Source organism: Pseudomonas sp. SD17-1 (assembly GCF_029201585.1).
GTDB lineage: Bacteria > Pseudomonadota > Gammaproteobacteria > Pseudomonadales > Pseudomonadaceae > Aquipseudomonas > Aquipseudomonas palmensis.
Genome location: NZ_CP104044.1, coordinates 4,883,197 through 4,909,259 on the forward strand (window position 1 = coordinate 4,883,197; position 26,063 = coordinate 4,909,259).

The window sequence follows — 26,063 nt, forward strand, 5'->3', positions numbered from 1 at the left end:
CTTGGGGAAATTACATCACTGCTCGGTGGTTTTCTTGCGACGCGAACGCAACAGGTACTGGATAGGACCCGACGCGGCATACGCGAGGAAAATCAGCAGCAGAATGCGTGGCGGATCGCTGAACACCACCGCGAACACCAGCACCACCACAAGGATCGCCACAAACGGCACCCGCCCCTTGAGGTCCAGCTCCTTGAAGCTGTTGTACTTGATGTTGCTGACCATCAGCATGCCGGCAGCCGCCACCAGCAGCGCCACCAGGAACGAGAGCTTGGAACCCTGGATGCCATAGTCGCTGAACGCCCAGACCGTACCCGCAACCACGCCGGCTGCCGCCGGGCTGGCCAGGCCGATGAAGTAGCGCTTGTCGGCCTTGCCGACCTGGGTATTGAAGCGTGCCAGGCGCAATGCCGCACCCGCCACATAGATGAAGGCAACCATCCAGCCGACCTTGCCCATGTCACCCAGCGCCCAGCCGAAGGCCAGCAACGCCGGGGCCACGCCAAAGGCGACCATGTCGGACAACGAGTCGTACTCGGCGCCGAAGGCGCTCTGGGTGTTGGTCATGCGGGCAACACGCCCGTCCAGACCATCGAGCACCATGGCGACGAAGATCGCGATGGCAGCGAAAGCGAAGTACTTGCTCGCTTCGCGCGGATCACCGGCACTCAGGGCGCTCTGCGCACTCATGGAGTTGATGATCGAATAGAAACCGGCGAACAGGTTCGCAGTGGTGAACAGGTTGGGCAGCAGATAGATGCCGCGATGCCGTACCTTGCGTCCTTCGGCGTCATGCCCTTCTTCAACATGCTCATCGATCGGTAGCAGGCTTTCGGCGTCAGAGGCCTTGTTCGGCTCTTCGGGACGTTCGCTCATGGACATTACCTTGCAACGGTTTGGAAAGTTTCGACAGACGTCTGCGACGAGGGTTCGCCGGCAAACGATGAAGCTTTATACCAGAAGCTGACTGCCTAAACGAAAAAACGCGGCCGAAGCCGCGTTTTCATCGCATCAGATCAAGATCAGTTCTTGGCCTTGTCGACGATTTTGTTCGCTGCGATCCAAGGCATCATCGAGCGCAGTTGCTCGCCGATGACTTCGATACCGTGGGCAGCGTTGTTGCGACGCTTGGCGGTCATCGAAGGATAGCCGGTAGCGCCTTCGCTGATGAACATCTTGGCGTATTCGCCGTCCTGAATGCGTTTCAGGGCATTGCGCATGGCCTGACGGGATTCGGCGTTGATGACTTCAGGGCCGGTCACGTACTCGCCGTATTCGGCGTTGTTGGAGATCGAGTAGTTCATGTTGGCGATACCGCCTTCGTACATGAGGTCAACGATCAGCTTCAGTTCGTGCAGGCACTCGAAGTAGGCCATTTCTGGCGCGTAGCCCGCTTCAACCAGGGTTTCGAAGCCGGCCTTGACCAGCTCGACGGTACCGCCGCACAGAACGGCCTGCTCGCCGAACAGGTCGGTTTCGGTCTCGTCCTTGAAGGTGGTTTCGATGATGCCGGTACGGCCGCCACCAACGCCTGCGGCGTAGGACAGGGCAACGTTCTTGGCATTGCCGGAAGCGTCCTGGTAGATAGCGATCAGGTCAGGGATACCGCCGCCTTTCACGAACTCGGAACGCACGGTGTGACCAGGCGCTTTTGGCGCGATCATGATCACGTCCAGGTCAGCACGTGGAACGACCTGGTTGTAGTGGATAGCGAAACCGTGGGAGAAGGCCAGGGTGGCGCCCTTCTTGATGTTCGGCTCGACTTCGTTCTTGTACAGCTGCGACTGGAACTCGTCCGGGGTCAGGATCATGACCAGGTCGGCACCGGCAACAGCGCTTGCCACGTCAGCCACTTTCAGGCCGTGGGCTTCGGCTTTGGCAACGGTGGCCGAACCTTTACGCAGACCAACAGTGACATCCACACCGGAGTCTTTCAGGTTGCACGCTTGAGCGTGGCCCTGGGAACCGTAACCGATGATGGCAACTTTCTTGCCCTGGATGATCGAAAGGTCGCAGTCTTTGTCGTAGAAAACTTTCATGAAAATACCCCTGGTTATCTCGGCCCTTTCAGGCCATTCGCTAATTTTTTGAGTTAGATGCTGAGCACTTTGTCGCCACGGGCAATGCCGGTGACACCACTGCGTACTGTTTCGAGAATGGACGCGGTACCAATCGACTGGATGAAGCTGTCCAGCTTGTCGCTGGTGCCCGACAGCTGCACGGTATAGACCGTGCTGCTGACGTCGACGATCTGCCCACGATAGATATCGGTGGTGCGCTTGATCTCGGCACGCTGCGCACCCGTGGCCTTGATCTTGACCAGCATCAGTTCACGCTCGATGTGCGCGCTTTCCGACAGGTCGACCAGCTTGACCACTTCAACCAGCTTGTTCAGGTTCTTGGTGATCTGCTCGATCACCTCGTCATGACCAACCGTGGTCAACGTCAGGCGCGACAGGGTCGGGTCTTCGGTCGGGGCGACGGTCAGGCTTTCGATGTTGTAGTTGCGCTGCGAGAACAGGCCGACCACACGGGACAAGGCACCTGGTTCGTTTTCCAACAGCAGGGAAATAATGTGCCGCATGATTAGGTCCGCTCCGTCTTGCTCAGCCACATATCGCGCATCGAGCCGTCTTTGATCTGCATCGGGTAGACGTGCTCGCTGTTGTCGACCTGGATATCGATGAACACCAACCGGTCTTTCATGGCGAAGGCTTCCTCGAGCTTGGGCTTGAGGTCCTTCAGGTCGGTGATGCGGATACCCACGTGACCATAGGCTTCGGCCAGCTTGACGAAGTCAGGCAGCGATTCCATGTAGGAGTGCGAGTGACGGCTGTTGTAGGCCATGTCCTGCCATTGGCGAACCATGCCCAACACGCCATTGTTCAGGTTGACGATCTTTACCGGCAGGTCGTACTGCAGGCAGGTAGAGAGCTCCTGAATGTTCATCTGGATGCTGCCCTCGCCGGTGACACAGGCAACGTCCTGGTCCGGGAAGTTCAGCTTGACGCCCATGGCCGCCGGGAAACCGAAGCCCATGGTGCCCAGGCCACCGGAGTTGATCCAGCGGTTCGGCTTGTTGAAGCGGTAGTACTGCGCCGCGAACATCTGGTGCTGACCCACGTCGGAGGTGACGAACGCATCCCCCTTGGTGACTTCGCACAGGGTTTCGATCACGGTCTGCGGCTTGATGACGCTGCCATCGCCCTTGTTGTACGGGAACATGATGCCGTCGCCACGCCATTCGGCAATCTGCTTCCACCAGGCATCCATAGCCGCCTGATCAGGCTTCTCGCCGATTTCGCGCAAGGTGGCGAGCATTTCGCTCAACACGCTCTCGACCGGGCCGACGATAGGCACATCGGCCTTGATGGTCTTGGAGATCGATGCCGGGTCGATGTCGATGTGGATGACCTTGGCATTCGGGCAGAACCGCGCCGGGCCGTTGACCACACGGTCGTCGAAACGCGCACCGACGGCAAGGATCACGTCGGCATGGTGCATCGCCAGGTTGGCCGTGTAGCTGCCGTGCATGCCGAGCATGCCCAGGAACTGACGGTCGGTGCCCGGATAGCCACCCAGCCCCATGAGGGTATTGGTGACCGGCAGGTTGAGCAGTTGCGCGACCTCGGTCAACGCAGCCGAGCCACCACCGAGGATCACGCCACCGCCGGAGTAGACGATCGGACGCTTGGCGGCCAGCAGCATCTCGGCGGCCTTGCGGATCTGACCCGAGTGCCCGCGAACGGCCGGGCTGTAGGAGCGCAGCTTGACCTTTTTCGGGTAGACGTACTCGAACTTCTCGGCCGGGTTGGTCATGTCTTTCGGAATATCGACGACAACCGGGCCAGGACGACCGGATTCAGCCAGGTAGAAGGCTTTTTTCAGGATTTCAGGAATTTCCGAGGCATGTTTGATCATGAAGCTGTGCTTCACGATCGGCCGCGAGATACCGATCATGTCGGTTTCCTGGAAGGCATCGGTACCGACCATGGTGCTGGGCACCTGACCGGAGAGGATGACCATCGGGATGGAGTCCATGTACGCCGTGGCAATACCGGTGATGGCATTGGTGGCACCCGGACCGGAAGTCACCAGTACCACGCCGGCCTTGCCGGTGGCACGGGCATAGCCGTCGGCCATGTGGGTTGCCGCCTGCTCGTGGCGAACCAGGATGTGGCTTACTTCCGGTTCCTTGAACAGGGCATCGTATACATGCAGGAGAGCACCGCCAGGGTACCCGTAGATGTGCTTAACGCCTTCGTCACGCAAAAAGCGGACGACCATTTCAGCGCCAGATAAAAGCTCCACGTTGTTCACCTCTAAAACGCCAGAATACCGTCCAGGCAGGACGGGTCTTAATAGGTTTACTGCCAAGCAGAGCATGAGCGACGAAATCGCCGACTACGTCAGCACTGACTGAGCAAGTATTGGGAGCGCCCCAAAGTGTTGCGGGGTTTTCCCACCCAGCGCGAGGTAACGCGTTGCGGGTGTAACAGGTCGGCGCGGGTGTGCGCCTCATGATCTGCTTAGCGGGTCTGCTTCTGGCAGTCCCTCTACAGCGGAAACTGGATTCTTCTGATTCTGCGCCTGCAAGTCAAGAAAAATTATTGCCAATTTTTCCAAATGACGATCCGCAGCCACCACGAATTACAAAGACAGCAGCAGAAAAACAAACTTCAGAAACAAAAAGAGCCACAATCTGCGGCTCTTAGGGTGAAAATAGGGAAATTCAGGCAGAAGCACTGATCAATTGGTCAAACTCTGCTAATAGACGACGCAACTCGCGACTTTCTTGCGGCCGATCCACGTACACCGTTTCAGCCATCACCAGGATGCCCGAGGCACTGGGCAGCGGCGCACCGCTTTCGAGTATCTGTTTCATCTTCGGCAGAAAGATCCACTGCAGCCACTGATCGAAGTTCATGGCGTCGACGGCGAACGGCGTGGTGCTGGCCAGGGCTTGCGCACTGGGCGCCTCGGCGGACCACCAGCCCTGCCTGTGCAGCTCGTGCTCTATCAGCAGCAGGTGGTCTGCAATCGCCAGAATGCGCGCCTCCATTACAGGCTGACCTTGGCTTTCTGGCGAGCCAGCGCGGCGCCGGCGGCGTCACCCTGCTTGTCGCGCGCCTGGGCGATGATGTCCCACAGGCCGGCCTGCAGATCGGGGCGACCGTTGGCGTAGGTCAGGGCACGGCGCGCCAGCTGTTCGGACTGCGCCGCATCGCCCTGGGCCAGTCGCACCTGGGCCAGACGGTAGAGTACCTGCGGTTCACGCGGGGCAATGCGCTGGGCACGCTCAAGGCTGGACGAGGCGCCGTTGAGATCGCCGCCGGTCTGCTGCGTCTGCGCCGTGGTCAACAGCGCCAGCACCGGGCCATCGAGCTGTTCGTCAGCCGAGAGGCCGCCGCTGCCGGTGTTCGAACTGGGGATGCCGGTGGGTGCGCTCGGTGCGCTGTAGCCACCGCTGCTGGTGCTCGGGAACGGCGCCGAATTCTGCGGGCCTGGGGTAATCGGCCCGGTGTCGATCGACGCGGGCCCGGTAGGCGCCGCAAAGGTCTGGATCGGCTCGGAGCCGGCGCCCTGGGGCACCATCACCGTCACCCCGGAATCCTGCGGCATCGCCTGCGCCTGGCGAGTACCGGTGTTCACGGCAGCGCCGGCACGGTTGGCCGATACCCGCTCGCTGTTGGAAACCCGCGTCCCTGAATCCACTACGGGGATCGAGCCACGCTGCACGCTGGCGCAACCTGTAAGCAAAGCCAGTGCCGTCAAGGCAGGAAACAACCACTTGTTCACGTCACACCCTCTTTGCTGTGCTTTGGCTTAATTCATCCAGCCCTTGACCCAGTCCATCACGGACTCGGCAGGTGCCTGCTCGCCGCCACAGGCGGCGCCGGCCACTGGCTCACTGCCGCGAATATACGGCATCTGTACCGCGCCCGGGCAGCTGGCATCGGAACCTTGGCCGGTATGCGGATCGACCCAGGCCTGCACCACGTTGTCAGGCTGTGGCATGTCCAGCGGCAGCGGGTCGGCCTTGCGCATGAAGCTGGTCCAGACCTGCAACGCGCCGGTGGCGCCGGTGAACGGTGTCTTGCCGTTGTCATCGCGACCCAGCCACACCACTGCCAGCAGGTCCTGGCTGAACCCTGCGAACCAGCTGTCACGCGAATCGTTGCTGGTACCGGTCTTGCCGGCCAGGTTCAACGAACTGGGCAATACACTGTAAACCGAGCGCCCGGTACCTTCACGCATCACCCGCTGCATGGCGTTCTGCACCAGATAGATGGAGCCCGGGTCGAAGGTCTGCTGGATCTGGAACGGGTAGCGCTTGAGCGGCTCGCCCTCGGCGGTCAGCACGCTGCGGATGCCTCGCATCGGCGTGTTGAAGCCGCCATTGGCCAGGGTCTGGTACATGGTCGCAACCTGCACCGGCGACATGCCCCCGGCACCCAGCAGCATCGACGGGAAGGCCGGCCAGTCGACGTTGACACCCAGGCGGCCAATGGTCTTGAGCACGTTGGGCACGCCCACTTCCAGGCCAAGCTTGGCGGTCGACAGATTGTAGGAATTGGCCAGCCCCTGGTACAGGAAGATCGTGCCATGGGCGCGCCGGTCGTAGTTCTGCGGCTTCCACACCTGGCCGTCGGCGCCCTTCACCGAGAAGGGTTCATCCTGCACCCAGCTGGTGAGGGTGAACTGGCTCGGTTTTTCCAGCGCGGTCAGGTACACCGCCGGCTTGACCAGCGAGCCGATGGGACGCACGGCGTCGATGGCACGGTTGAATCCGGCAAACCCGGCCTGGCGGCTGCCGATCAGTGCCTGCACCTCCCCGGTTTCCGGGTTGGTCACCACCATCGCCGCCTCGACTTCGTCCGCCCCCTTGCGCCCGCTGAGGCGCTTGAAGGTTTCGTTCATCGCCGCTTCGGACTTCATCTGCAGGATCGGGTCGAAGCTGGTGAAGATACGCAGCCCCTCCTCGGTCAAGTCTTCGTCACGGTAGTCCTGGCGCAACTGGCGCTTGACCAGGTCGAGGAAGCCGGGGAACGAGCTGTCCGCCAGGCTGCCGCGCTTGGTCACACCCAGTGGCATTTTCTTCGCGGCCTCGACCGCTTCGGGGGTCGCCACGCCCTGCTCGGCCAGCAGGTCGAGCACCAGGTTGCGACGCGTCAGCGCGCGTTCCGGGGAACGACGCGGGTTGTAGTAGGACGGCCCCTTGACCATGCCCACCAGCAGCGCCACCTGGTGCAGCTTGAGCTCGGACAGCGGCTGGCTGAAGAAGAACTGGCTGGCCAGGCCGAAACCGTGCACCGCACGCTGGCCATCCTGGCCCACGAACACCTCGTTGAGGTACGCCTCGAGGATGTCGCGCTTGCTGTAGTGGGCTTCGAGCAGCAGCGCCATCATCGCTTCGTTGAGCTTGCGGCTGAGGCTGCGCTCGTTGGTCAGGTAGAAGTTCTTGACCAACTGCTGGGTCAGGGTACTGCCGCCCTGGCGCATGGCGCCGGACGAGGTGTTGACCCAGATGGCCCGCGCAATCGACTTGGGCGACACTCCGAAGTGGTGGTAGAAGTCACGGTCTTCCACCGCCACCAGGGTTTCGAGCAGATAGGGCGGCGCCTGATCGAGCTTGATCAGGATGCGGTCTTCGAGGTTCTTCGGGTAGATGCCGCCGATCAGCAGCGGCTCCAGGCGCACCACGTCGAGCTTCGAGCCATTGGTACCGCTCAGGCCGGCAACGTAGTCGCCCGAGAAGCGTACGCGCACGCCCTGGGCTTTTTCCATGCCTTCATAGAACTGGAAGCCGCGGGTATTGAGGTCGATGGTGTTGCCGTTGACCGAGGCCGCGCCCGGGCCGTTGGCCACGCTTTCGCGGCGATAGCCCAGGGCATCGAGCTCGATCAGGAAGTCGTTCTTGCTCAGCTTCTGCCCGACGAACAGCTCGAGCGGGCGCGCGTAGACCTTGGCCGGGATGGTCCAGCGTTTGCCGGAGAATTTCTCCTGGACCACGGCATCGAGATAAACCGCAAAGCCGGCCAGCACCACAAGGCCGACCAGGCTGAGCTTGAGGGCCCAGCCCAACCAGGCGCGCGCGCGGCCAGAAGGGCGTTTTTTAGAGGTACGGGAAGATCGGGTACGAGTCATGGCGGCGGATTATACGCACTTTATGGCTTGTCGACAGACGCCCTCCGGCGGTTTGCAGCGGCCCCGCTTGCCGCCATAATGGTCGATTCGAATCTCCCACGACCCAGAAGGATCGACCGTGAGCCAAGCCTTGATCGCCGCCCTGCAAAACCCGGCCCTGTTTGCGCACCCTGTAAAGGAATTCCAGGTCATCGAGACGCACATTTCCTGGGTGCTGCTCACGGGCGAATACGCCTACAAGATCAAGAAACCGATGAACTTCGGCTTCCTGGACTTCACCGAGCTGTCGGGTCGCGCGCATTTCTGCGCCGAAGAACTGCGCCTCAACCAGCGCCTGACCGACGACCTGTACCTGGAAGTACTGCCCATCACCGGCAGCGTCGAGGCCCCGCAGCTGGGAGGTGACGGCGCGCCGATCGAGTACGCGCTGAAAATGCGCCAGTTCCCCCAGAACCAGATGCTCAGCACGCTGCAGGCCAATGGCGAACTGACCGCTGCGCATATCGACCAGATGGCCCGCCAGATCGCCCAGTTCCACCTGGCCGCACCGAAAGTGGCTGTCGAACACCCGCTGGGCACGCCCGACAGCGTGATGGCTCCGGTTGAACAGAACTTCGAACAGATTCGCCCGTTCCTCAGCGACAAGGCCGACCTGGTGCAGCTCGATGCGTTGCAGGCCTGGGCGCGCAGCAGCTTCGATCGACTGCATGGCCTGTTCGAAACGCGCAAGGCCGAAGGTTTCATACGCGAGTGCCATGGCGATATCCACCTGGGCAACGCCACACTGATCGACGGCAAGGTGGTGATTTTCGACTGCATCGAATTCAACGAACCCTTCCGCCTGACCGATGTGTACGCCGATACGGCCTTCCTGGCCATGGACCTGGAAGACCGCGGCCTCAAGTCGCTGGCGCGGCGCTTCATCAGCCAGTACCTGGAAATCACCGGCGATTACGCCGGCCTCGAACTGCTGAACTTCTACAAGGCCTACCGTGCGCTGGTGCGGGCCAAGGTCGCGCTGTTCAGCATGCCGGCCGACGCCGATGGCGTACAACGGGCCACCACCCTGCGTCAGTACCGCAACTACGCCAACCTGGCCGAGAGCTACAGCGCCATCCCGTCGCGCCTGCTGGCCATCACCCACGGTGTGTCGGCCGTTGGCAAAAGCCATGTCGCCATGCGCATGGTCGAAGCACTGGGTGCCATTCGCCTGCGCTCGGACGTTGAACGCAAGCGCCTGTTCGGCGAGCAGGCCGAGCAGGCCGCCGGTCAGCTGCAACAAGGCATCTACGCCGATGACGCCAGCCAGAATACCTACCAGCACCTGCATCAGCTGGCCGGAACAATCCTGCGCGCGGGGTTCCCGGTGGTGATCGATGCCACCTACCTCAAGCAGGCACAGCGCCAGGCCGCCGCCGACGTTGCCAGCGAAACCGGCGTTCCCTTCCTGATCCTCGACTGCAATGCACCGGACGCCGTGATCGCCAGCTGGCTGGCACAGCGCCAGGCCGACCAGAACGACCCGTCCGACGCCACTCTGGAAGTGGTCGCCGCCCAGCAAGCCAGTCGCGACCCGCTGACAGGCGAAGAGCTGCTCAAGGCCAAGCGCGTGGAAACCAACGAAAGCGGCAGCCTGGATGAACTGGTCAAGCAGATTCGCCAGCGCCTGCCCGGCCTTTAAAACGGCGAGGGCGTGAAGCAGTCCACACTTCACGCCTCTATCTCGGGCGCCTCCGCACAGTGGCACTATAATGCCATCATCAGGCCACACAAGGAGGCGCCCTCATGAACCAGCCACGCCAGCTCGACAGCGCGCTATACGCTCTGGTGCACAAGGAACACATCGCGGAATTCAATCGTGAGAAGCCCAGGAACGCCATTGTCGACTTCAAGGACGGTGACTTTCGAGGACTGGACCTGCGCAAGCTGGACACCGAGGGCATCGATTTCAGTGGCGCCTACTTTCGCGCCTCCGACCTGCGTGGGCTGGACCTGCGCGAGAACTGCCTCGAAGGTGCCAGCCTGGCCCACGCGCAGATCTCCGGCACCTACTTCCCCGCAGAACTGAGTGCCGACGAGATTCTGATGTCGGTCAATTTCGGCACCCGCCTGCGTTACCGCACCCGCTGAAAGCATCTGCCGACAGCTACCGCCTGGCAACGCCGGCGGTGGCTGCAGGCCCCGCCGTGCACCGCCCATGGCAAAACGCCGCGTATTTTCCAACTGCCGCTACACTCCTTCTTGACCTGCCCACGAATCAATCTCCAGGACCCGTTCAGCCGTCGCAAGGAGGCTTGATGAACGATGAACTTCAGCATCTGAAAAATCTTGGCAAGACGTCGGCGCAGTGGCTGCATGCGGTGGGCATCCACAGTCTCTCGGACCTTCGTCGGCTGGGCGCGGTGAACGCCTACCACGCGGTACGCAGCCGCGGCTTTCGTGCCTCGAAGGTGCTGCTCTACGCGATAGAAGGCGCGCTGCTGGATGTGCACTGGAACGACATCCCCGTTGAACGCAAGGATGCGCTGAACAAACAGCTGGATGCCAAGGCGCCCTGCAAAAATAATTGAAATAAGCAGAATGAAAGGATTGACTTCGAAATGAGAATCGTTATGATTATCACAACTGGTCGCGAGACTGGTTGGATATTCTGAAAGACCTTGGTTCGGACTCTCAGATTATCTCCTCATCAGGCTAATCACGGTTATTGACCCGGCACTTTGCCGGGTCTTTTTTTGCCTGGGATTTGAGTTGCCTGTCATGGCCTATGCACTGGCAAGCCAGCGAAAAAGGGCCACCACACATTCACAGCCTGTATCACCCGCCCTTGCGCAGGCTCGCGCAGTAATCCTGCTCGGCCACGCCAGCGGTAAACCACACGTAATCGGCCATGCCTGCGTCCACCTTTTCCCCCACCTGCGCCAGCATCAGCACGCTGGTGCCCTGCTCTACCCCCAGGTCCAGCAGATGCAAGGGCACGCCCAGGTCGTTGCGCACGTGATAGGCCCCCGCCAACAGCAGGGCCGGCGTCGGCGCCTGCATCAGGCGCTGGGCGATTCGCCGGTCACGCTGCTGCTGTACCGCCAGCATGGCCGGCATCTGCGATTCAGGCAGCAGCCCGCAATGCCCTTCACGTACCTGGTCGAGCAAGGCCTGGGTAACCGCAGCGGTCGTAGCGTGCTGCCCCTCCAACTTCGGTACCTGGCGGTAGATATCCCGCACCTCGGCGCGATCAAGGTTCGCCGCCAGCAACGGATAGGGCTGCCCCAGCGCATGGCGCACGATCGGGCCATACAGGGCCCAATCCCAACCTGATTGCCAGTGCAGCGCCGACACCAGGTCGACCGGCAGCGTGGGCTGCTGCTTGAGTGCATCCACCCGCGCCTGCTGCGCCGGCTCCAGCATCTCCAACAGCAGGCTGCCCTGCGGCCGTTGCTGCTCCAGCGCGCGTAACAACCACAACTGCAAGGCATGGTGATCGGGGTTGTCGTGCTGCTCCCCCACCAGCACCCGCGGTGCCGCAGCCAGGCGCCGGACCAGTTGCTCCGGTGTCAGTAACCGGCCTGTGCTCAACTCGCGGATCTGCCCCAGCTCGGCATGCTCGCGCCCCTGCGGGCCTTGCCACTGCGGCAGTGGCGCCAACGCTGCGCCGGACTGGCAAGCGCTCAGTCCCAACGCCAGCAGCAACAGGGTGCCAAACAGCAACGTGCGAGGCATGGGCGAGCTCCTAGCGGGCGATGATGAGCGGGTGCCCCCGCTCGGGGTGAGGTTGAACCAGTACTTCAAGGCCGAACACGGCGCGCAGCGCTTCGGGCCGAAGCACCTGTTCAGGGGTATCCAGCGCATGCGGGCAGCCACGCTCGAGCAGCAGGATGCGGTCACAATAGCGCGCCGCCAGGTTCAGGTCATGCAGGATCACCAGTACCGCCGCACCACGGTCGGCAAAGGCTCTGACCGCCTGCAACGTGGTGTGCTGATGCAGGGGGTCGAGCATGGACGTCGGCTCGTCGAGCAACAGCGTGCAGCCGTCGCCCCCTGGCCAGAGCTGCGCCAGCACCCGCGCCAGGTGCACTCGCTGACGCTCGCCCCCCGACAGCGCCAGGTAACTGCGCCCCACCAGGTGCCCGGCATCCGCCGCCTCCAGCGCCTCGGCCACGATTGCCTGGTCGCGCACCTGACCAGTGCGGTGGGGCAGTCGCCCCATGGCCACCACCTCCTCGACACGAAACGCAAAGCCCAGGCTTGAAGTCTGCGGCAGTACCGCCAGGCGTTGTGCCCGCTCATGCCCGCTCCAGTCGCCCAACGCACGCTCATCCAGCAGCACACGGCCATGATGGGCAGGCAATTCGCCGCACAACGCTGCGAGCAAGGTGCTCTTGCCAGCACCATTGGGGCCCAGCACACCCAGCACCTGCCCCGGCTCGATGCCCAGGGTGATGCCATCGAGCACCCAGGTCTGCCCGCGCACCACCTGCAGGTTCTCCACCCGTAGCATCAGGCACGCCCCCGTAGCAGCAGAAAAAGGAAGAAGGGGGCACCGATAAATGCAGTGACGATGCCAATCGGCAGTTCTGCCGGCGCCAGTGCCAGCCGCGCGATCAGGTCGGCGAACAGCAGCAGCGACGCTCCGGCCAGCAGCGACGCCGGCAGCAACACGCGATGGTCGGGGCCGGACAACAGTCGCACCATGTGCGGCACCACCAGCCCGACAAAACCGATCAACCCCGCCGCCGCTACCGCCGCCCCCACGCCCAGCGCGGTGCAGAACACCAGTTCGCGCTTGAGTGTTTCAACCTCGATACCCAGGTGGCGCGCCTCCGACTCACCCAGCAGCAGGGCATTGAGCGCCTCGGCCCGGCGTGGCAGCCACCAGGTCACCACCACCGCCACCAGCAACAACGGCCACAGGCGCGTGTAGCTTGCGCCATTGAGACTGCCCAGGTTCCAGAACGTCAGCGTACGCAGCGTGGCGTCATCGGCAAGATAAGTAAACAGCCCCACCACCGAGGCGGCCAGGGCGGTCAGGGCGATGCCCGCCAGCAGCATGGTGGCGACACTGGTCTGACCGTCACGCCGGCCCAACCGGTAGACCAGCGCCGTCACGCCCAGCCCGCCGAGAAAGGCGAAGATCGACAACAGATAGGGCGCGAACACCTCGGGCACGCCCCCCAGCCAGTTGCCGCCCACAATCGCCACCGCCGCCCCGAGTGCAGCACCGCTGGACACCCCGACCAGGCCGGGGTCGGCCAGCGGGTTGCGAAACAGGCCCTGCATCGCCACCCCGGAAATCGCCAGCACCGCGCCGACCACCAGCCCGAGCAAGGTGCGCGGCAGACGAATCTGGCCCAGGATCAGTTCGGCCTGCTCCAGCCCCTGGGCCTGAATCGGCACGCCTATCAGGCGCAGCCCGGCTCGCAGGGTGTCGAGCAACGGCAGGCTGACCGGCCCCAGTGCCAATGACAGCCACACCGCCAACAGGCACAGCAGGCTCAGGCCGATGAACAGAGCACGCGGTGGTACCAGTCGATTCATGGGGCCAGTTGCGCCTTGGCCGCCGGGTAGAAGGCTTGCGCCAGCGCTTGCAGGCTGGCCGGCTGACGCGGCCCGAGGCCGCCCACCAGCAAGGTCGGGTCAAGTTCGACCAGACGCTTGTCCCGTGCTGCGCGAGAGGCCGCCAGCGCCGGGTTTTCCTTGAGCAGGGCCTGCAGCGCCGCCTCGCCCGACAGGCTGCGATCGGCAAACACCAGCACCTGGGGGTTCAGCGCCGCCAGCGCCTCGACCGAGAAGTTCTTGTAGCCGTCATTGTCGGCTAGGTTGCGCCCGCCGGCCTGGCGAATCATCCAGTCGCCTGCGGTCCCCTTGCCCGCGATCATCGGCTTGGCACCGCCATGGCCCACCAGCAGAATCACGCCAGGGGCCGCCTGACTGCCCTGCACTGCCTTGATTCGTGCCGCCAGCCCGTCAAGCTGCTGCCGGTACTCGCCGAACATGCGCTCTGCCTGCGCCTCGTCGCCCATCAAGCGGCCCAATTGCCGGAGGTTGCCATGCACGGCCTGCAGCTCGGGCGTGCTCGAAAACAACTCCACCTTCACCCCGGCCCCCCGGAGCTGCTTGAGCACCTCTGGCGGGCCCATTTCCTCGGTGCCCACCAGCAGGTCCGGGCGCAAGCTGAGCACCCCTTCGGCCGACAGCTGACGCTGATAGCCGATGCTGGGCAGCGCCTTGAGGCTCGCCGGGTGCTGGCTGGTGGTGTCGACGCCCACCAGCCGCGACTCGCCGCCCAGCGCCACCACCCACTCGCTCAGCGCACCGCCGGCACTGACCCAGCGGGCGGCCAGGGGTTCGGCCTGGGCCGCCGAGTTGAAAACAAGCCCGATACACAGGGCGATCAGGCTGGCACGTCGGCGCATAGCAAGGCTTCCTTAGATGAAGGCGGACCGTTGTCCAGGTGGATAACGGTTGGGCAGTGCCCGTACTCGCGGTATAAAGACGCCGGGCACGGCTATTGCGGGCAATTTGATAATTATTTGCATTTGGACGTCAAGCCGACTCTCGTTTCTTCAAGTGAACCTACCCATGCACCTTCTTTGCCGCCCGTCCGAGCTGGGCGAGGGCCAGAGCCGCGGCTTCAAGGCCGCAGGCATCGACCTGTTCGGCGTACGTCGCCAGGGCCGCGTCTACCTGTACCGCAACCGCTGCCCGCATCGTGGCATCGGCCTGAACTGGGAGGCAGACCAATTCCTGGACCCCAGCGCCCAACTGATCGCCTGCGTTCATCACGGCGCACTGTTCGTGCCGGAGTCCGGTGAATGCGTGGCCGGCCCCTGTACCGGGGATGCATTGCAGGCCCTGGACTGCCGGGAAGACAGCCAGGGCATCTGGCTCATTACGTGAGCATCACCGGCAATGCGCGGTCGATGCTGATCTGCTCGCCGTCCAGGTGCACGCCGTAGGCCAGCACCTCGACACCTTCGGCTGCCGCTGCACGCAAGGCCGCGGCATAGGCGCTGTCGATTTCCTCGGCCGGGCGCACCGCATCGATGCCGCTCAGGTTCACGCAATACAGTTGCACCGCCCGCACACCCTGGCGCACCAGTGCCGACAGTTCGCGCAGGTGCTTGGCGCCACGTTGGGTCACCGCGTCGGGAAACGCCGCCACCCGCGAGCCGTCGAAGCCCAGGGTCACGCTCTTGACCTCGACATAGGCCGGCCCTGTGGGGTACTCCAGGCGAAAATCGATGCGGCTGCGTTCCTCGCCATAGGCCACCTCCCGCCGGAGCGCCGTGAAGCCGGCCAGCTCGGTGATGCGCCCGGCGTGCAGCGCCTCTTCGACGATGGCATTGGCCCGCCCGGTGTTCACACAGGCCAGCCGGCCTTGCGGGGTCTCGGCGATTTCCCAGGTGCCCGGCAATTTCCGCTTGGGGTCGCTGGACCGACTGAACCAGACCTTGCCGCCCTCCAGCATGCAGTTGAGCATCGACCCGGTGTTGGGGCAGTGGATGGTCATCTGTTCTCCGTTGGCCAGTTCGATGTCGGCCAGAAAACGTTTGTAGCGACGCAGCAGGCGCGCCTGCTCAAGTTCGGGGAAAAAACGCATCAGCCTTGCCAACTCCGCAAACCGCGGGCGATCCGCTCGACCGCCTGCTGCAGGCGCGGCAGGCTCTGGGTGTAGGCAAACCGCACATGGTGCCCGGCCTGGTGACGACCGAAGTCCAGGCCCGGGGTGAAGGCTACGTGCTCGGTTTCGAGGAAGTGTTGGCAGAACGCGAAGGCATCACCGCCGAACGCGCTGATATCGGCGTACAGGTAGAACGCCCCTTGCGGTTCCACCGCGATACCGAAGCCCAGCTCGCGCAGGGCCGGCAACAAGAAGTCGCGACGCCGCGCGAACTCGGCGCGACGCTCCTCGAAAATCGCCAGCGTGCGGGGTTCGAAACAGGCCAGCGCAGCATGTTGGGCCATGCTCGGCGCACTGATGTAGAGGTTTTGCGCCAGCTTCTCCAGGTCGGCGACCGCTGCAGGCGGCGCTACCAGCCAACCGAGGCGCCAGCCGGTCATGCCGAAATATTTTGAGAAACTATTCAGCACGAAGGCTTCGTCATCGACCTCCAGCACGCTGGGGGCGTCGATGCCGTAGGTCAGGCCGTGGTAGATCTCGTCGACCACCAGGTGGCCATTGTGCGCACGGGTGGCCTGCGACAGGCTGGCCAGTTGCTCGCGGTCGAGCACCGTGCCGGTGGGGTTGGCGGGCGAGGCCACCAGTGCACCGACGGTCTCGTTGTCCCAGTAACGCTCGACCAGGTCGGCATTGAGCTGGTAGTTGGCCTCGGGGCCGACCGGCACCAGTTGCGCACCGCCCTCGACCAGGCGCAGAAAGTGCCGGTTGCACGGGTAGCCCGGGTCGGCCAGCAGCCAGTGCTTGCCTGGGTCGACCAGCAGGCTGGCCGCCAGCAGCAATGCGCCCGAACCGCCCGGGGTGATCAGGATGCGTTGCGGGTCGATGTTCACCCCGTAACGCTGGGCATAGAACCCGGCAATCGCCTCGCGCAGCGCAGGCAGGCCGCGTGCCGCGGTGTAGCGCGTGTGGCCTGCGGCCAGGGCAGCCTGGCCGGCTTCGACGATGGGCGCGGCAGTGGTGAAGTCCGGCTCGCCGATCTCCAGGTGGATCACGTCATGCCCGGCTGCCTGCAGTTCGTTGGCCCGCGCCAGCAGCGCCATGACATGAAAGGGTTCGATGGCGCGACTGCGCGCACTGTAGGGCTGGGCCATGGCCTTCTCTCAAATGGGTCTAAAATGATGATTCTACCCATGCATGGGAACGAACGTGTGGGTAAAGCCGTGGTCAACCGGGGAGACAACCGGGAGTAGCGCGCCCCGATTCGATCTGGTAAGTTCGGCGGCTCGCAGTCGCAGGGCCGGCGGGCGCCGGAGATGGAGAAGCCTGCGCAATGGATTAGAAGAGTGAGAGGCGGTCTATTCATGTCCACCCAAGAAAAGAAACAAACCGTTCAAGCCGTTGGCGACTTCACCCCCTATGAAGCTGGTAAGGGTGAGGAGTACATGAGCGATGACATGCGGGCCCACTTTGTCTCCATCCTGAACAAGTGGAAGCAGGACCTGATGAAGGAAGTGGATCGGACTGTAGACCACATGAAGGAAGAGGCAGCCAACTTTGCCGACCCGGCAGACCGTGCCAGCCAGGAAGAAGAATTTGCGCTGGAACTGCGCAATCGTGACCGCGAGCGCAAGTTGATCAAGAAGATCGACAAGACGCTGCAACTGATCCAGGACAAGGACTACGGCTGGTGCGAAGACTGCGGTGTTGAAATCGGTGTGCGCCGCCTGGAGGCCCGCCCTACCGCCGACAAGTGCTTCGACTGCAAGAACCTTGCGGAAATCAAGGAAAAACAGGTCGGCAAGGCCTGACCTGAACAGAACGGGGCGCTCAAGGCGCCCCGTTTCATTTATGGCTGTCGGATCTACCCGCCTGTGATGAACACCCCGCGCTACATCGGGCGCTTCGCCCCCACCCCCAGTGGTTTTCTGCATTTCGGCTCGCTGGTTGCCGCCCTCGCCTCGTGGCTGGACGCACGCGCGGTGGGCGGGCAATGGCTGCTGCGCATGGAAGACATCGACCCGCCGCGCGAAGCCCCCGGCGCCCAGGCCGCCATCCTGCACACTCTGGAAAACTACGGCCTGCACTGGGACGACGCAGTGGTGTACCAGAGCCAGCGTCACGACGCCTATGCCGCCGTGGTGCAGCGCCTGTTCCAGCAGGGCCTGGCGTACGCCTGTACCTGTTCGCGCAAGCAGCTGGAAGGGTACAACGGTATCTATCCGGGCCTGTGCCGCAACCTGGGCCACGCCCAGGAGGACGCGGCCATTCGCCTGCGCGTGCCCGAGCTGAGCTATCACTTCACCGACCGTCTGCAGGGCCGCTTCGAGCAGCACCTGGGACGCGAGGTGGGCGACTTCGTGATCCGGCGCCGCGATGGCCTGTACGCTTACCAGCTGGCAGTGGTGCTGGACGATGCCTGGCAAGGCGTGACCGATATCGTGCGCGGCGCCGACCTGCTCGACAACACCCCGCGCCAGCTGTACCTGCAGGAGCTGCTGGGCCTGTCGCAGCCGCGCTACCTGCATGTGCCGCTGATCACCCAGCCCGACGGGCACAAGCTGGGCAAGTCGTATCGCTCGGCACCGTTGCCGGCGGACCAGGCCACACCCTTGCTGTTGCGGGCCTTGCGTGCGCTCGGCCAACCGGTCGAGGCGGGCATGGCGCTGGGTACGCCGAGCGAGGTACTCGCGCACGCCGCCCAGCACTGGAATACCGACGCCCTGCCCCGGCGCCTGAACGTGCCGGAAGCCGACCTTCATTGATCGCTGCCCACTGCTGATACAGGCGCTGAGCCCTTCGCTGGCAGGCCAGCGCCCATCGGTGCACCGTTGCCCTCCAGGCCAGTACAGAACCTGGACAGCGAAGAGGCCGGAACAGCTTGCACAAAGCCCAACAAATTCAATTCGTTGGGCATTCTGGCGAAGGTCGTTTGCAGGCACCGGCCCTTCCGTTACCATCGACGCCGATTTGCGCCAATAATAAGCCCAGGCACGCAGCGTCCACAGCCAACGAGGCCCGCATGTACATCTATCGCTTGGTCCTGCTTCTGGTAGTGGGGATCTACCTGTTCTCCCCGGCCATCATGGACTGGTGGATCGAACCCACCGGCGCCTGGTATCGCCCCTACCTGCTGTGGCTGATCCTGATCGTCGTGACCTTTATCCTGCAGAGCCAACGTGATGCCGATGAGCTTTAGCCTGACCCAGATGATCCTGATCAGCGCCGCCTACCTGCTGGTGCTGTTCGGCGTGGCCTGGATCAGCGAGCGCGGCATGATCCCGCGCTCGATCATTCGCCACCCACTGACCTATACCCTGTCGCTGGGCGTGTACGCCAGTGCCTGGGCCTTCTACGGCACAGTCGGCCTGGCCTACCAGTACGGCTACGGTTTCCTGGCCTGCTACCTGGGAGTGTCCGGTGCATTCCTGCTCGCCCCGGTGCTGCTCTATCCGATCCTGAAGATCACCCGCACCTACCAGCTCTCGTCGCTGGCCGACCTCATCGCGTTCCGCTTTCGCAGTACCTGGGCCGGCGCCCTCACCACGATCTTCATGCTGATCGGCGTGCTGCCGCTGCTGGCCCTGCAGATCCAGGCGGTGGCCGACTCCATCAGCATCCTCACCGGCGAGCCGGTCAAGAGTCGCGTGGCCCTGGCCTTCTGCGCCATGATCACACTGTTCACTATCTTCTTTGGCTCACGCCATATTGCCACCCGCGAGAAACACGAGGGGCTGGTGTTCGCCATCGCCTTCGAGTCGGTGGTCAAGCTGCTGGCGTTGGGCGGCATCGGCCTGTATGCGCTGTACGGGGTGTTCGGCGGCCCGCACGAGCTGGAGGTGTGGCTGCTGCAGAACCAGACCGCCCTCGCCGCGCTGCACACACCCTTGCAGGAAGGCCCGTGGCGCACCCTGCTGCTGGTGTTCTTCGCCTCGGCCATCGTGATGCCGCACATGTACCACATGGCCTTTACCGAGAACCTCAACCCGCGCTCGCTGGTCAGCGCCAGCTGGGGCCTGCCGCTGTTCCTGCTGCTGATGAGCCTGGCGGTACCGCTTATCCTGTGGGCCGGGCTCAAGCTGGGCGCCAGCACCAGCCCGGAATACTTCACCCTGGGCCTGGGCATCGCCGCCAACAATCAGGCTCTGGCGCTACTGGCCTACATCGGCGGGCTATCCGCTGCCAGCGGGCTGATCATCGTCACCACCCTGGCGCTGTCGGGCATGGCGCTGAACCACCTGGTGCTGCCGCTGTACCAGCCGCCGGCCGAAGGCAACATCTATCGCTGGCTGAAATGGACGCGCCGCGCGCTGATCGTGGCGATCATCGCCGCCGGTTTCGGCTTCTATCTGCTGCTCGGCGCCCAGCAGGACCTGGCCAACCTGGGCATCGTCGCCTTCGTTGCCACCCTGCAGTTCCTGCCAGGCGTGCTGTCGGTGCTGTACTGGCCCACCGCCAACCGGCGCGGCTTCATCGCCGGCCTGCTGGCGGGGATCCTGGTGTGGATGGTGACCATGCTGCTGCCGCTGGTGGGCAACCTGCAGGGCTTCTACATTCCGCTGCTGAACATGATCTATGTGCTCGACGACACCAGCTGGCACATGGCGGCGATCGCCTCGCTGGCGGCCAACGTGCTGCTGTTCACCCTGATCTCGCTGTTCAGCAACGCCAGCGCCGAGGAAGTCGCCGCCGCCGAGGCCTGCGCCGTGGATAACGTGCGCCGTCCGCAACGGCGCGAACTGCACGCCGCCTCGCCGCAGGAATTCGCCACCCAGCTGGCCAAGCCGCTGGGCGCCAAGGCCGCGCAGAAAGAAGTCGAGCAAGCCCTGCGCGACCTGTACCTGCCCTTCGACGAACGCCGCCCGTACGCCCTGCGACGTCTGCGCGACCGCATCGAGGCCAACCTGTCGGGCCTGATGGGCCCCAGCGTGGCACAGGACATGGTCGAGACCTTCCTGCCGTACAAGTCGGGCAGCGAAAACTACGTGACCGAAGACATCCATTTCATCGAGAGCCGCCTGGAAGACTATCACTCGCGCCTCACCGGCCTGGCCGCCGAGCTCGATGCCCTGCGCCGCTACCACCGCCAGACCCTGCAGGAGCTGCCCATGGGCGTCTGCTCGCTGGCCAAGGATCAGGAGATCCTGATGTGGAACAGGGCCATGGAAGAGCTGACCGGCATCCCCGCCAAGCGTGTGGTCGGCTCGCGCCTGACCACCATCGGCGAACCCTGGCGCGGCCTGTTGCTGGGGTTCATCAACGTGCCCGACGAGCACCTGCACAAGCAGCGCCTGGGCCTGGACGGGCAGACCCGCTGGCTCAACCTGCACAAGGCGGCCATCGACGAGCCCCTGGCACCGGGCAACAGCGGCCTGGTGCTGTTGGTGGAAGACCTCACCGAAACCCAGATGCTCGAAGACAAGCTGGTGCACTCCGAGCGCCTGGCCAGCATCGGCCGCCTGGCCGCCGGGGTCGCCCACGAAATCGGCAACCCGGTCACCGGCATCGCCTGCCTGGCGCAGAACCTGCGTGAAGAGCGCGAGGACGACGGCGAGATCACCGAGCTGAGCAGCCAGATCCTGGAGCAGACCAAACGCATCTCGCGCATTGTCCAGTCGCTGATGAGCTTCGCCCACGCCGGCAGCCACCAGCACAGTGACGAACCGGTGTGCCTGGCCGAAGTGGCGCAGGATGCCATCGGTCTGCTGGCCTTGAACCGGCGCAATTTCGAAGTACAGTTCTTCAACCTGTGCGACCCCGAGCACTGGGTCGACGGCGATCCGCAGCGCCTGGCGCAGGTACTCATCAACCTGCTGTCCAACGCCCGCGATGCATCGCCGGCCGGCACGGCGGTACGGGTCAAGAGCGAAGCCAGCGAGCACACCGTCGACCTGATCGTCGAGGACGAAGGCAGCGGCATTCCGAAGAGCATCATGGACCGGCTGTTCGAACCCTTCTTCACCACCAAGGATCCGGGCGAAGGCACCGGGCTGGGGCTCGCTCTGGTCTATTCCATCGTGGAAGAGCATTATGGACAAATCACCATCGACAGCCCGGCCGATACTCAAAGCCAGCGTGGCACCCGGATCCGTGTGACCCTGCCGCGTCATGTCGTAGCGACGTCCGCTGTGAACTGAGACCGTCGAGAGAATTGAATCAATGCCGCATATTCTGATCGTCGAAGACGAAACCATCATCCGCTCGGCCTTGCGTCGCCTGCTCGAACGCAACCAGTACCAGGTCAGCGAAGCCGGCTCGGTACAGGAGGCCCAGGAACGCTTCAGCATTCCGAGCTTCGACCTGATTGTCAGCGACCTGCGCCTGCCCGGCGCACCGGGTACCGAGCTGATCAAGCTGGGCGAAGGCAAGCCGGTGCTGATCATGACCAGCTACGCCAGCCTGCGCTCGGCCGTCGACTCGATGAAGATGGGCGCAGTGGACTACATCGCCAAGCCCTTCGATCACGACGAGATGCTCCAGGCCGTCGCCCGCATCCTGCGCGACCGCCAGAACGCCCCCGCCGCCCCTGCCGAGCGCAGCAGCGCCGGCGCCAAGGCGGCCCCGGCGGACAAGCCGGGCAATGCCAATGGCGAAATCGGCATCATCGGCTCGTGCCCGCCGATGCAGGACCTGTACGGCAAGATCCGCAAGGTCGCGCCCACCGACTCCAATGTACTGATCCAGGGTGAATCGGGTACCGGCAAGGAGCTGGTGGCGCGCGCGCTGCACAACCTGTCACGCCGGGCCAAGGCGCCGATGATTTCGGTCAACTGCGCGGCGATTCCCGAAAGCCTGATCGAGTCCGAGCTGTTCGGTCACGAAAAGGGCGCGTTCACCGGCGCCAGCGCCGGCCGTGCCGGCCTGGTCGAAGCGGCCGACGGGGGCACGCTGTTTCTCGACGAGATCGGCGAACTGCCGCTCGAAGCCCAGGCCCGCCTGCTGCGCGTACTGCAGGAAGGCGAGATCCGACGGGTGGGCTCGGTGCAATCGCAAAAGGTCGATGTGCGCCTGATTGCCGCCACCCACCGCGACCTGAAGAACCTGGCCAAGGTCGGCCAGTTCCGCGAAGACCTTTACTATCGCCTGCACGTGATCGCCCTCAAGCTGCCCGCCCTGCGCGAGCGTGGCGCCGACGTCAACGAGATCGCCAATGCGTTCCTCGCCCGCCAGAGCGCACGCATCGGGCGCAACGACCTGAAGTTTGCCCATGACGCCGAACAGGCCATTCGTCATTACTCCTGGCCGGGCAACGTGCGAGAGCTGGAAAACGCTGTGGAGCGCGCGGTGATCCTGTGCGAAAGCCCGGAAATCTCTGCCGACCTGCTGGGCATCGACATCGAGCTGGCCGACCTGGAAGACGATGACGTGTTCGCCGGCCTGCCGTCTGCCGGCGGCGCCGCCAGCAACACCAGCCACGAACCGACCGAAGACCTGTCACTGGAAGACTACTTCCAGCACTTTGTACTCGAACACCAGGACCACATGACCGAGACCGAGCTGGCCCGCAAGCTCGGTGTCAGCCGCAAATGCCTGTGGGAACGTCGTCAGCGCCTGGGTATCCCGCGGCGCAAGAGCGGGGCCACCAGCGAAAGCTGAGCCAGCACGCGCACCGGTGTTACCGGCAGGTAACACCAGGGCGTGTGAAAAAAATGTTACCTCACGCTGATCACGTAACAGAAACCGGGGCATACGGTAACGAATCCCCGGTTTTTTTATGCCCGCCAGACGCCCCCAAAACCGCCTAACCCCTTGTTTTACTGGGGTTTGCAAAAGTTGGCACGGCACCTGCTATATGTTCGGTACAAGAACAATAACAAGCACTGCAAAAGACAATAAAAATAAGACGAATCGGCTCACGCACAATAAGAACAAGACGGCGGAGGCGCAGCTAACTGATTCTTTTGGAGAGGAGTTGTATTTGGGGCTTGCCCCACAACCAGGCAGAGAACAACAAAAACTGCACTCAAGCAGGGCCTGAACTGGTTGGATCGCATGATCACTGCAACCTCAGCGACCAAAGCAATCCGTTTGCTCTTGACTCCCGGTTAGGGAGAACACCCACAAGCCTTGCGGTTTTGTGGGTAGGGCACTCAACAAAAACAAGAAGCCCGGCAAAAGAACAATAAGAGCATGCAACTACTTCTTGGGGAGCTTCGGCTCCCCTTGTAGTTTCCGGCTTTCAGCCCGCCCGATGCACCCGCCTACACCATCCTTCGAGTAAATGCTAGAATCCCCGCCCATCATGCGGCCATTCTTCGTTTTTGGCCGAACATTCCTTCAAACAGTGCATCCCATGCTGAAGAAGTTGTTCCAGTCATTCCGTCCTACCGTGCGTGGCCAGCACCACATTCGCACCACGCCCGAAGTGATCAATAGCGGCCAGCATTCACTGCAACGTGGCCAGTTCAGCCGCCACGCGGTGAACATCGTCGAGCGCCTGCAGAACGCAGGCTACCAGGCCTACCTGGTCGGCGGTTGCGTTCGCGATCAACTCCTGGGCATTACCCCCAAGGACTTCGACGTCGCCACCAGTGCCACCCCCGAACAGGTCCGTGCAGAGTTTCGCAACGCCCGGATCATCGGCCGGCGGTTCAAGCTGGTGCATATCCATTTCGGTCGCGAAATCATCGAAGTCGCCACCTTCCGCGCCAACCATCCCGAGGTCGAGGAAGAGAACAGCCACACCTCTTCACGCAACGAGAGCGGGCGCATCCTGCGTGACAATGTATACGGCACCCTGGAAGAAGACGCGCAGCGCCGCGACTTCACCATCAATGCCCTGTACTACGATCCGGTCAGCGAGCGCATTCTCGATTACGCCAACGGCGTGCACGATATCCGCAACCGTCTGATCCGCCTGATCGGCGACCCTGTGCAGCGCTACCAGGAAGACCCGGTACGCATGCTGCGGGCGGTGCGCTTCGCGGCCAAGCTCAACTTCGGTATCGAAAAGCACACCGTGCAGCCGATCCGCGAGCTGGCCCCGATGCTGCGCGAAATCCCTGCCGCACGCCTGTTCGAAGAAACCCTGAAGCTGTTCCTGTCCGGCTATGCGGCCGACACCTTCGAGATGCTGGTCGACCTGCAACTGTTCGACCCGCTGTTCCCGGCCAGTGCCCAGGCGCTGGAAGACCAGCCGACCTACACCCACACCCTGATCAGTCAGGCGCTGATCAACACCGACCTGCGCATCAAGCAAGGCAAGCCGGTCACCCCGGCCTTCCTGTTCGCCGCCATGCTCTGGCCGGCGCTGCCAGGGCGTGCCCTGCGCCTGCAGAGCCGCGGCATGCCGCCGATCCCGGCCCTGCAGGAAGCCGCCCACGAGCTGATCGCCGAACAGTGCCAGCGCATTGCGATCCCCAAGCGCTTCACGATGCCGATCCGCGAGATCTGGGACATGCAGGAGCGCCTGCCACGGCGCAGCGGCAAACGTGCCGACCTGCTGCTGGACAACCCGCGCTTTCGCGCCGGCTACGACTTCCTGCTGCTGCGCGAGAGCGCGGGCGAGGAAACCGACGGCCTGGGCCAATGGTGGACCGACTACCAGGACTGCAACGACAGCGAGCGCCGCGACATGATCCGTGACCTGGGCAGCCGCGACGACGGCGCAGGCGCGGGCCCGCGCAAACGCAAGCGCAGCCCGAGCAAGCGCAAGCGCGCCGACGGCGCAGGCGAGTAACGCCGCATGGTGCGTACCTACATCGGCCTGGGCAGCAACCTGGCCGACCCGCAACAGCAACTGCGCAGCGCCCTCGAGGCGCTGGGCCGGTTGCCGGGTTCGCAACTGGCCGGTGTGTCGTCGTTCTACGCCAGCGACTCGCTGTCGCCTGGCCAGCCGCGCTACACCAACGCGGTTGCGGCGCTCGATACCTCGCTGGCGCCGCTGGCGCTGCTCGATGCCCTGCAGGCCATCGAGGCCGACCAGGGCCGCGAACGCAAGGAACGCTGGGGCCCACGCACCCTGGACCTGGATATCCTGCTGTATGCCGATCAGGTGCTCGACGAGCCGCGCCTGAAGGTTCCCCACTATCACATGCACGCACGCCCGTTCGTGCTGTACCCCCTGGCAGAGCTGGTGCCCGGCGACTTCTGCCTGCCCGACCAGCGCCCCCTCGCGCGATTGCTGGCAGAATGCCCGTTCGTTGGCCTCGAGCGCCTGTAACCGGGCGCTCCCCCACGCGGTAACGCCCGTAACAGCGCCTTCGTAACAATGCGGTAACAGGGTAATTGACTTCAGTCTTCGTGCTCACGACTATAGGCGTCCCGCAGCGCCCCGGCGCCGCATAAGGCGTATATAGGC

Annotated in this window: 24 protein-coding genes; 11 read left to right on the forward strand and 13 right to left on the reverse strand. The window is 63.5% G+C overall.

Annotated elements, in window-relative coordinates; all coding sequences use genetic code 11:
* Positions 1–15: 15 nt before the first annotated feature.
* The 7 genes from pssA to mrcB all read right to left on the reverse strand — a co-directional run bounded on the left by pssA (position 16) and on the right by mrcB (position 8,148).
* The gene (gene pssA / locus N0B28_RS22290) at positions 16–876 is read right to left on the reverse strand and encodes a CDP-diacylglycerol--serine O-phosphatidyltransferase (RefSeq protein ID WP_043863786.1); all 861 of its coding nucleotides are present in this window, start codon (positions 874–876) and stop codon (positions 16–18) included.
* 146 nt (positions 877–1,022) lie between these two features.
* On the reverse strand, positions 1,023–2,039 hold the full coding sequence (gene ilvC / locus N0B28_RS22295) for a ketol-acid reductoisomerase (RefSeq protein ID WP_043863787.1): 1,017 nt from the start codon (positions 2,037–2,039) through the stop codon (positions 1,023–1,025).
* Positions 2,040–2,092: 53 nt separating this feature from the next.
* Positions 2,093–2,584 (reverse strand): acetolactate synthase small subunit, encoded by a 492-nt coding sequence (ilvN, locus tag N0B28_RS22300; protein WP_043863788.1) that lies wholly within the window; start codon positions 2,582–2,584, stop codon positions 2,093–2,095.
* 2 nt (positions 2,585–2,586) lie between these two features.
* Positions 2,587–4,311 carry an acetolactate synthase 3 large subunit gene (locus tag N0B28_RS22305; protein WP_043863936.1) on the reverse strand — a complete coding sequence of 575 codons (1,725 nt, stop codon included), beginning with the start codon at positions 4,309–4,311 and terminating at the stop codon, positions 2,587–2,589.
* Between the two features lie 421 nt (positions 4,312–4,732).
* A complete protein-coding gene (locus N0B28_RS22310) occupies positions 4,733–5,062 on the reverse strand; it encodes a YqcC family protein (protein WP_054916523.1) in 330 nt (109 codons plus the stop codon).
* A complete protein-coding gene (locus N0B28_RS22315; protein WP_054916524.1) occupies positions 5,062–5,799 on the reverse strand; it encodes a hypothetical protein in 738 nt (245 codons plus the stop codon). Before N0B28_RS22315 ends, N0B28_RS22310 begins: the two co-directional genes overlap by 1 nt.
* A gap of 27 nt (positions 5,800–5,826) precedes the next feature.
* Positions 5,827–8,148 (reverse strand): penicillin-binding protein 1B, encoded by a 2,322-nt coding sequence (gene mrcB / locus N0B28_RS22320; RefSeq protein WP_054916525.1) that lies wholly within the window; start codon positions 8,146–8,148, stop codon positions 5,827–5,829.
* A gap of 118 nt (positions 8,149–8,266) precedes the next feature.
* On the opposite strand from mrcB, the gene N0B28_RS22325 reads away from it, so the two are divergent.
* The 3 genes from N0B28_RS22325 (at position 8,267) to N0B28_RS22335 (ending at position 10,718) form a co-directional block, all read left to right on the forward strand.
* On the forward strand, positions 8,267–9,829 hold the full coding sequence (locus tag N0B28_RS22325; protein ID WP_275728835.1) for a bifunctional aminoglycoside phosphotransferase/ATP-binding protein: 1,563 nt from the start codon (positions 8,267–8,269) through the stop codon (positions 9,827–9,829).
* Between the two features lie 104 nt (positions 9,830–9,933).
* Positions 9,934–10,278, forward strand: a complete 345-nt coding sequence (locus N0B28_RS22330; protein ID WP_043863793.1) for a pentapeptide repeat-containing protein — start codon at positions 9,934–9,936, stop codon at positions 10,276–10,278.
* Between the two features lie 167 nt (positions 10,279–10,445).
* Complete coding sequence (locus N0B28_RS22335) at positions 10,446–10,718, forward strand: TfoX/Sxy family protein (protein ID WP_043863794.1); 273 nt, start codon at positions 10,446–10,448, stop codon at positions 10,716–10,718.
* Between the two features lie 247 nt (positions 10,719–10,965).
* Here the strand turns inward: N0B28_RS22335 and N0B28_RS22340 are convergent, their stop codons facing one another.
* From N0B28_RS22340 to N0B28_RS22355, 4 genes are read right to left on the reverse strand one after another with little or no spacing between them, the layout of a single operon-like run.
* Positions 10,966–11,865, reverse strand: coding sequence for a ChaN family lipoprotein (locus tag N0B28_RS22340; RefSeq protein WP_088514008.1), 900 nt, complete (start codon positions 11,863–11,865; stop codon positions 10,966–10,968).
* Positions 11,866–11,875: 10 nt separating this feature from the next.
* Entirely contained in the window at positions 11,876–12,643 is a 768-nt protein-coding gene (locus N0B28_RS22345) for a heme ABC transporter ATP-binding protein (protein WP_275728839.1), read from the reverse strand.
* The gene (locus N0B28_RS22350) at positions 12,643–13,626 is read right to left on the reverse strand and encodes an iron ABC transporter permease (protein WP_178075056.1); all 984 of its coding nucleotides are present in this window, start codon (positions 13,624–13,626) and stop codon (positions 12,643–12,645) included. The genes N0B28_RS22345 and N0B28_RS22350 overlap by 1 nt, the downstream gene beginning before the upstream one ends.
* Positions 13,627–13,676: 50 nt before the next feature.
* Positions 13,677–14,558 (reverse strand): ABC transporter substrate-binding protein, encoded by an 882-nt coding sequence (locus N0B28_RS22355; RefSeq protein ID WP_275728842.1) that lies wholly within the window; start codon positions 14,556–14,558, stop codon positions 13,677–13,679.
* A 166-nt stretch (positions 14,559–14,724) separates the two neighbouring features.
* Here N0B28_RS22355 and N0B28_RS22360 point away from each other — a divergent pair, with 166 nt between their 5' ends.
* Positions 14,725–15,042 carry a Rieske (2Fe-2S) protein gene (locus N0B28_RS22360; RefSeq protein WP_043863799.1) on the forward strand — a complete coding sequence of 106 codons (318 nt, stop codon included), beginning with the start codon at positions 14,725–14,727 and terminating at the stop codon, positions 15,040–15,042.
* Here the strand turns inward: N0B28_RS22360 and sfsA are convergent.
* Together sfsA and N0B28_RS22370 are read right to left on the reverse strand one after the other, a co-directional pair.
* Positions 15,035–15,745, reverse strand: a complete 711-nt coding sequence (gene sfsA, locus N0B28_RS22365) for a DNA/RNA nuclease SfsA (RefSeq protein ID WP_229590463.1) — start codon at positions 15,743–15,745, stop codon at positions 15,035–15,037. The two genes, N0B28_RS22360 and sfsA, sit on opposite strands and share 8 nt — an antisense overlap.
* The gene (locus N0B28_RS22370) at positions 15,745–16,917 is read right to left on the reverse strand and encodes a pyridoxal phosphate-dependent aminotransferase (protein ID WP_078481321.1); all 1,173 of its coding nucleotides are present in this window, start codon (positions 16,915–16,917) and stop codon (positions 15,745–15,747) included. The genes sfsA and N0B28_RS22370 overlap by 1 nt, the downstream gene beginning before the upstream one ends.
* 210 nt (positions 16,918–17,127) lie before the next feature.
* Here N0B28_RS22370 and dksA point away from each other — a divergent pair, with 210 nt between their 5' ends.
* From dksA to folK, 7 genes are all read left to right on the forward strand, one after another.
* Complete coding sequence (gene dksA, locus N0B28_RS22375; protein WP_043863802.1) at positions 17,128–17,574, forward strand: RNA polymerase-binding protein DksA; 447 nt, start codon at positions 17,128–17,130, stop codon at positions 17,572–17,574.
* Positions 17,575–17,640: 66 nt separating this feature from the next.
* The gene (gene gluQRS / locus N0B28_RS22380) at positions 17,641–18,528 is read left to right on the forward strand and encodes a tRNA glutamyl-Q(34) synthetase GluQRS (RefSeq protein WP_275728851.1); all 888 of its coding nucleotides are present in this window, start codon (positions 17,641–17,643) and stop codon (positions 18,526–18,528) included.
* A gap of 257 nt (positions 18,529–18,785) precedes the next feature.
* Positions 18,786–18,962, forward strand: coding sequence for a hypothetical protein (locus N0B28_RS22385; RefSeq protein ID WP_003250005.1), 177 nt, complete (start codon positions 18,786–18,788; stop codon positions 18,960–18,962).
* The gene (locus N0B28_RS22390) at positions 18,946–21,900 is read left to right on the forward strand and encodes a sensor histidine kinase (RefSeq protein ID WP_162484883.1); all 2,955 of its coding nucleotides are present in this window, start codon (positions 18,946–18,948) and stop codon (positions 21,898–21,900) included. The genes N0B28_RS22385 and N0B28_RS22390 overlap by 17 nt, the downstream gene beginning before the upstream one ends.
* A gap of 22 nt (positions 21,901–21,922) precedes the next feature.
* Positions 21,923–23,359: a sigma-54 dependent transcriptional regulator gene (locus N0B28_RS22395; RefSeq protein ID WP_043863805.1), complete on the forward strand. Its 1,437-nt coding sequence runs from the start codon at positions 21,923–21,925 to the stop codon at positions 23,357–23,359.
* A 697-nt stretch (positions 23,360–24,056) separates the two neighbouring features.
* Positions 24,057–25,442: a polynucleotide adenylyltransferase PcnB gene (locus tag N0B28_RS22400; protein ID WP_043863806.1), complete on the forward strand. Its 1,386-nt coding sequence runs from the start codon at positions 24,057–24,059 to the stop codon at positions 25,440–25,442.
* A 6-nt stretch (positions 25,443–25,448) separates the two neighbouring features.
* Positions 25,449–25,925, forward strand: coding sequence for a 2-amino-4-hydroxy-6-hydroxymethyldihydropteridine diphosphokinase (folK, locus tag N0B28_RS22405; RefSeq protein ID WP_275728858.1), 477 nt, complete (start codon positions 25,449–25,451; stop codon positions 25,923–25,925).
* The last annotated feature ends 138 nt before the right edge of the window (positions 25,926–26,063 follow it).

Bases quoted from the DNA above. Each gene is read 5' to 3' on its own strand.
- pssA (WP_043863786.1), bottom strand. From the start codon at position 876: ATGAGCGAACGTCCCGAAGAGCCGAACAAGGCCTCTGACGCCGAAAGC.
- ilvC (WP_043863787.1), bottom strand. From the start codon at position 2,039: ATGAAAGTTTTCTACGACAAAGACTGCGACCTTTCGATCATCCAGGGC.
- ilvN (WP_043863788.1), bottom strand. From the start codon at position 2,584: ATGCGGCACATTATTTCCCTGCTGTTGGAAAACGAACCAGGTGCCTTG.
- N0B28_RS22310 (WP_054916523.1), bottom strand. From the start codon at position 5,062: ATGGAGGCGCGCATTCTGGCGATTGCAGACCACCTGCTGCTGATAGAG.
- mrcB (WP_054916525.1), bottom strand. From the start codon at position 8,148: ATGACTCGTACCCGATCTTCCCGTACCTCTAAAAAACGCCCTTCTGGC.
- N0B28_RS22330 (WP_043863793.1), top strand. From the start codon at position 9,934: ATGAACCAGCCACGCCAGCTCGACAGCGCGCTATACGCTCTGGTGCAC.
- N0B28_RS22335 (WP_043863794.1), top strand. From the start codon at position 10,446: ATGAACGATGAACTTCAGCATCTGAAAAATCTTGGCAAGACGTCGGCG.
- N0B28_RS22340 (WP_088514008.1), bottom strand. From the start codon at position 11,865: ATGCCTCGCACGTTGCTGTTTGGCACCCTGTTGCTGCTGGCGTTGGGA.
- N0B28_RS22345 (WP_275728839.1), bottom strand. From the start codon at position 12,643: ATGCTACGGGTGGAGAACCTGCAGGTGGTGCGCGGGCAGACCTGGGTG.
- N0B28_RS22355 (WP_275728842.1), bottom strand. From the start codon at position 14,558: ATGCGCCGACGTGCCAGCCTGATCGCCCTGTGTATCGGGCTTGTTTTC.
- N0B28_RS22360 (WP_043863799.1), top strand. From the start codon at position 14,725: ATGCACCTTCTTTGCCGCCCGTCCGAGCTGGGCGAGGGCCAGAGCCGC.
- sfsA (WP_229590463.1), bottom strand. From the start codon at position 15,745: ATGCGTTTTTTCCCCGAACTTGAGCAGGCGCGCCTGCTGCGTCGCTAC.
- N0B28_RS22370 (WP_078481321.1), bottom strand. From the start codon at position 16,917: ATGGCCCAGCCCTACAGTGCGCGCAGTCGCGCCATCGAACCCTTTCAT.
- dksA (WP_043863802.1), top strand. From the start codon at position 17,128: ATGTCCACCCAAGAAAAGAAACAAACCGTTCAAGCCGTTGGCGACTTC.
- gluQRS (WP_275728851.1), top strand. From the start codon at position 17,641: ATGAACACCCCGCGCTACATCGGGCGCTTCGCCCCCACCCCCAGTGGT.
- N0B28_RS22385 (WP_003250005.1), top strand. From the start codon at position 18,786: ATGTACATCTATCGCTTGGTCCTGCTTCTGGTAGTGGGGATCTACCTG.
- N0B28_RS22390 (WP_162484883.1), top strand. From the start codon at position 18,946: ATGCCGATGAGCTTTAGCCTGACCCAGATGATCCTGATCAGCGCCGCC.
- N0B28_RS22395 (WP_043863805.1), top strand. From the start codon at position 21,923: ATGCCGCATATTCTGATCGTCGAAGACGAAACCATCATCCGCTCGGCC.
- N0B28_RS22400 (WP_043863806.1), top strand. From the start codon at position 24,057: ATGCTGAAGAAGTTGTTCCAGTCATTCCGTCCTACCGTGCGTGGCCAG.
- folK (WP_275728858.1), top strand. From the start codon at position 25,449: ATGGTGCGTACCTACATCGGCCTGGGCAGCAACCTGGCCGACCCGCAA.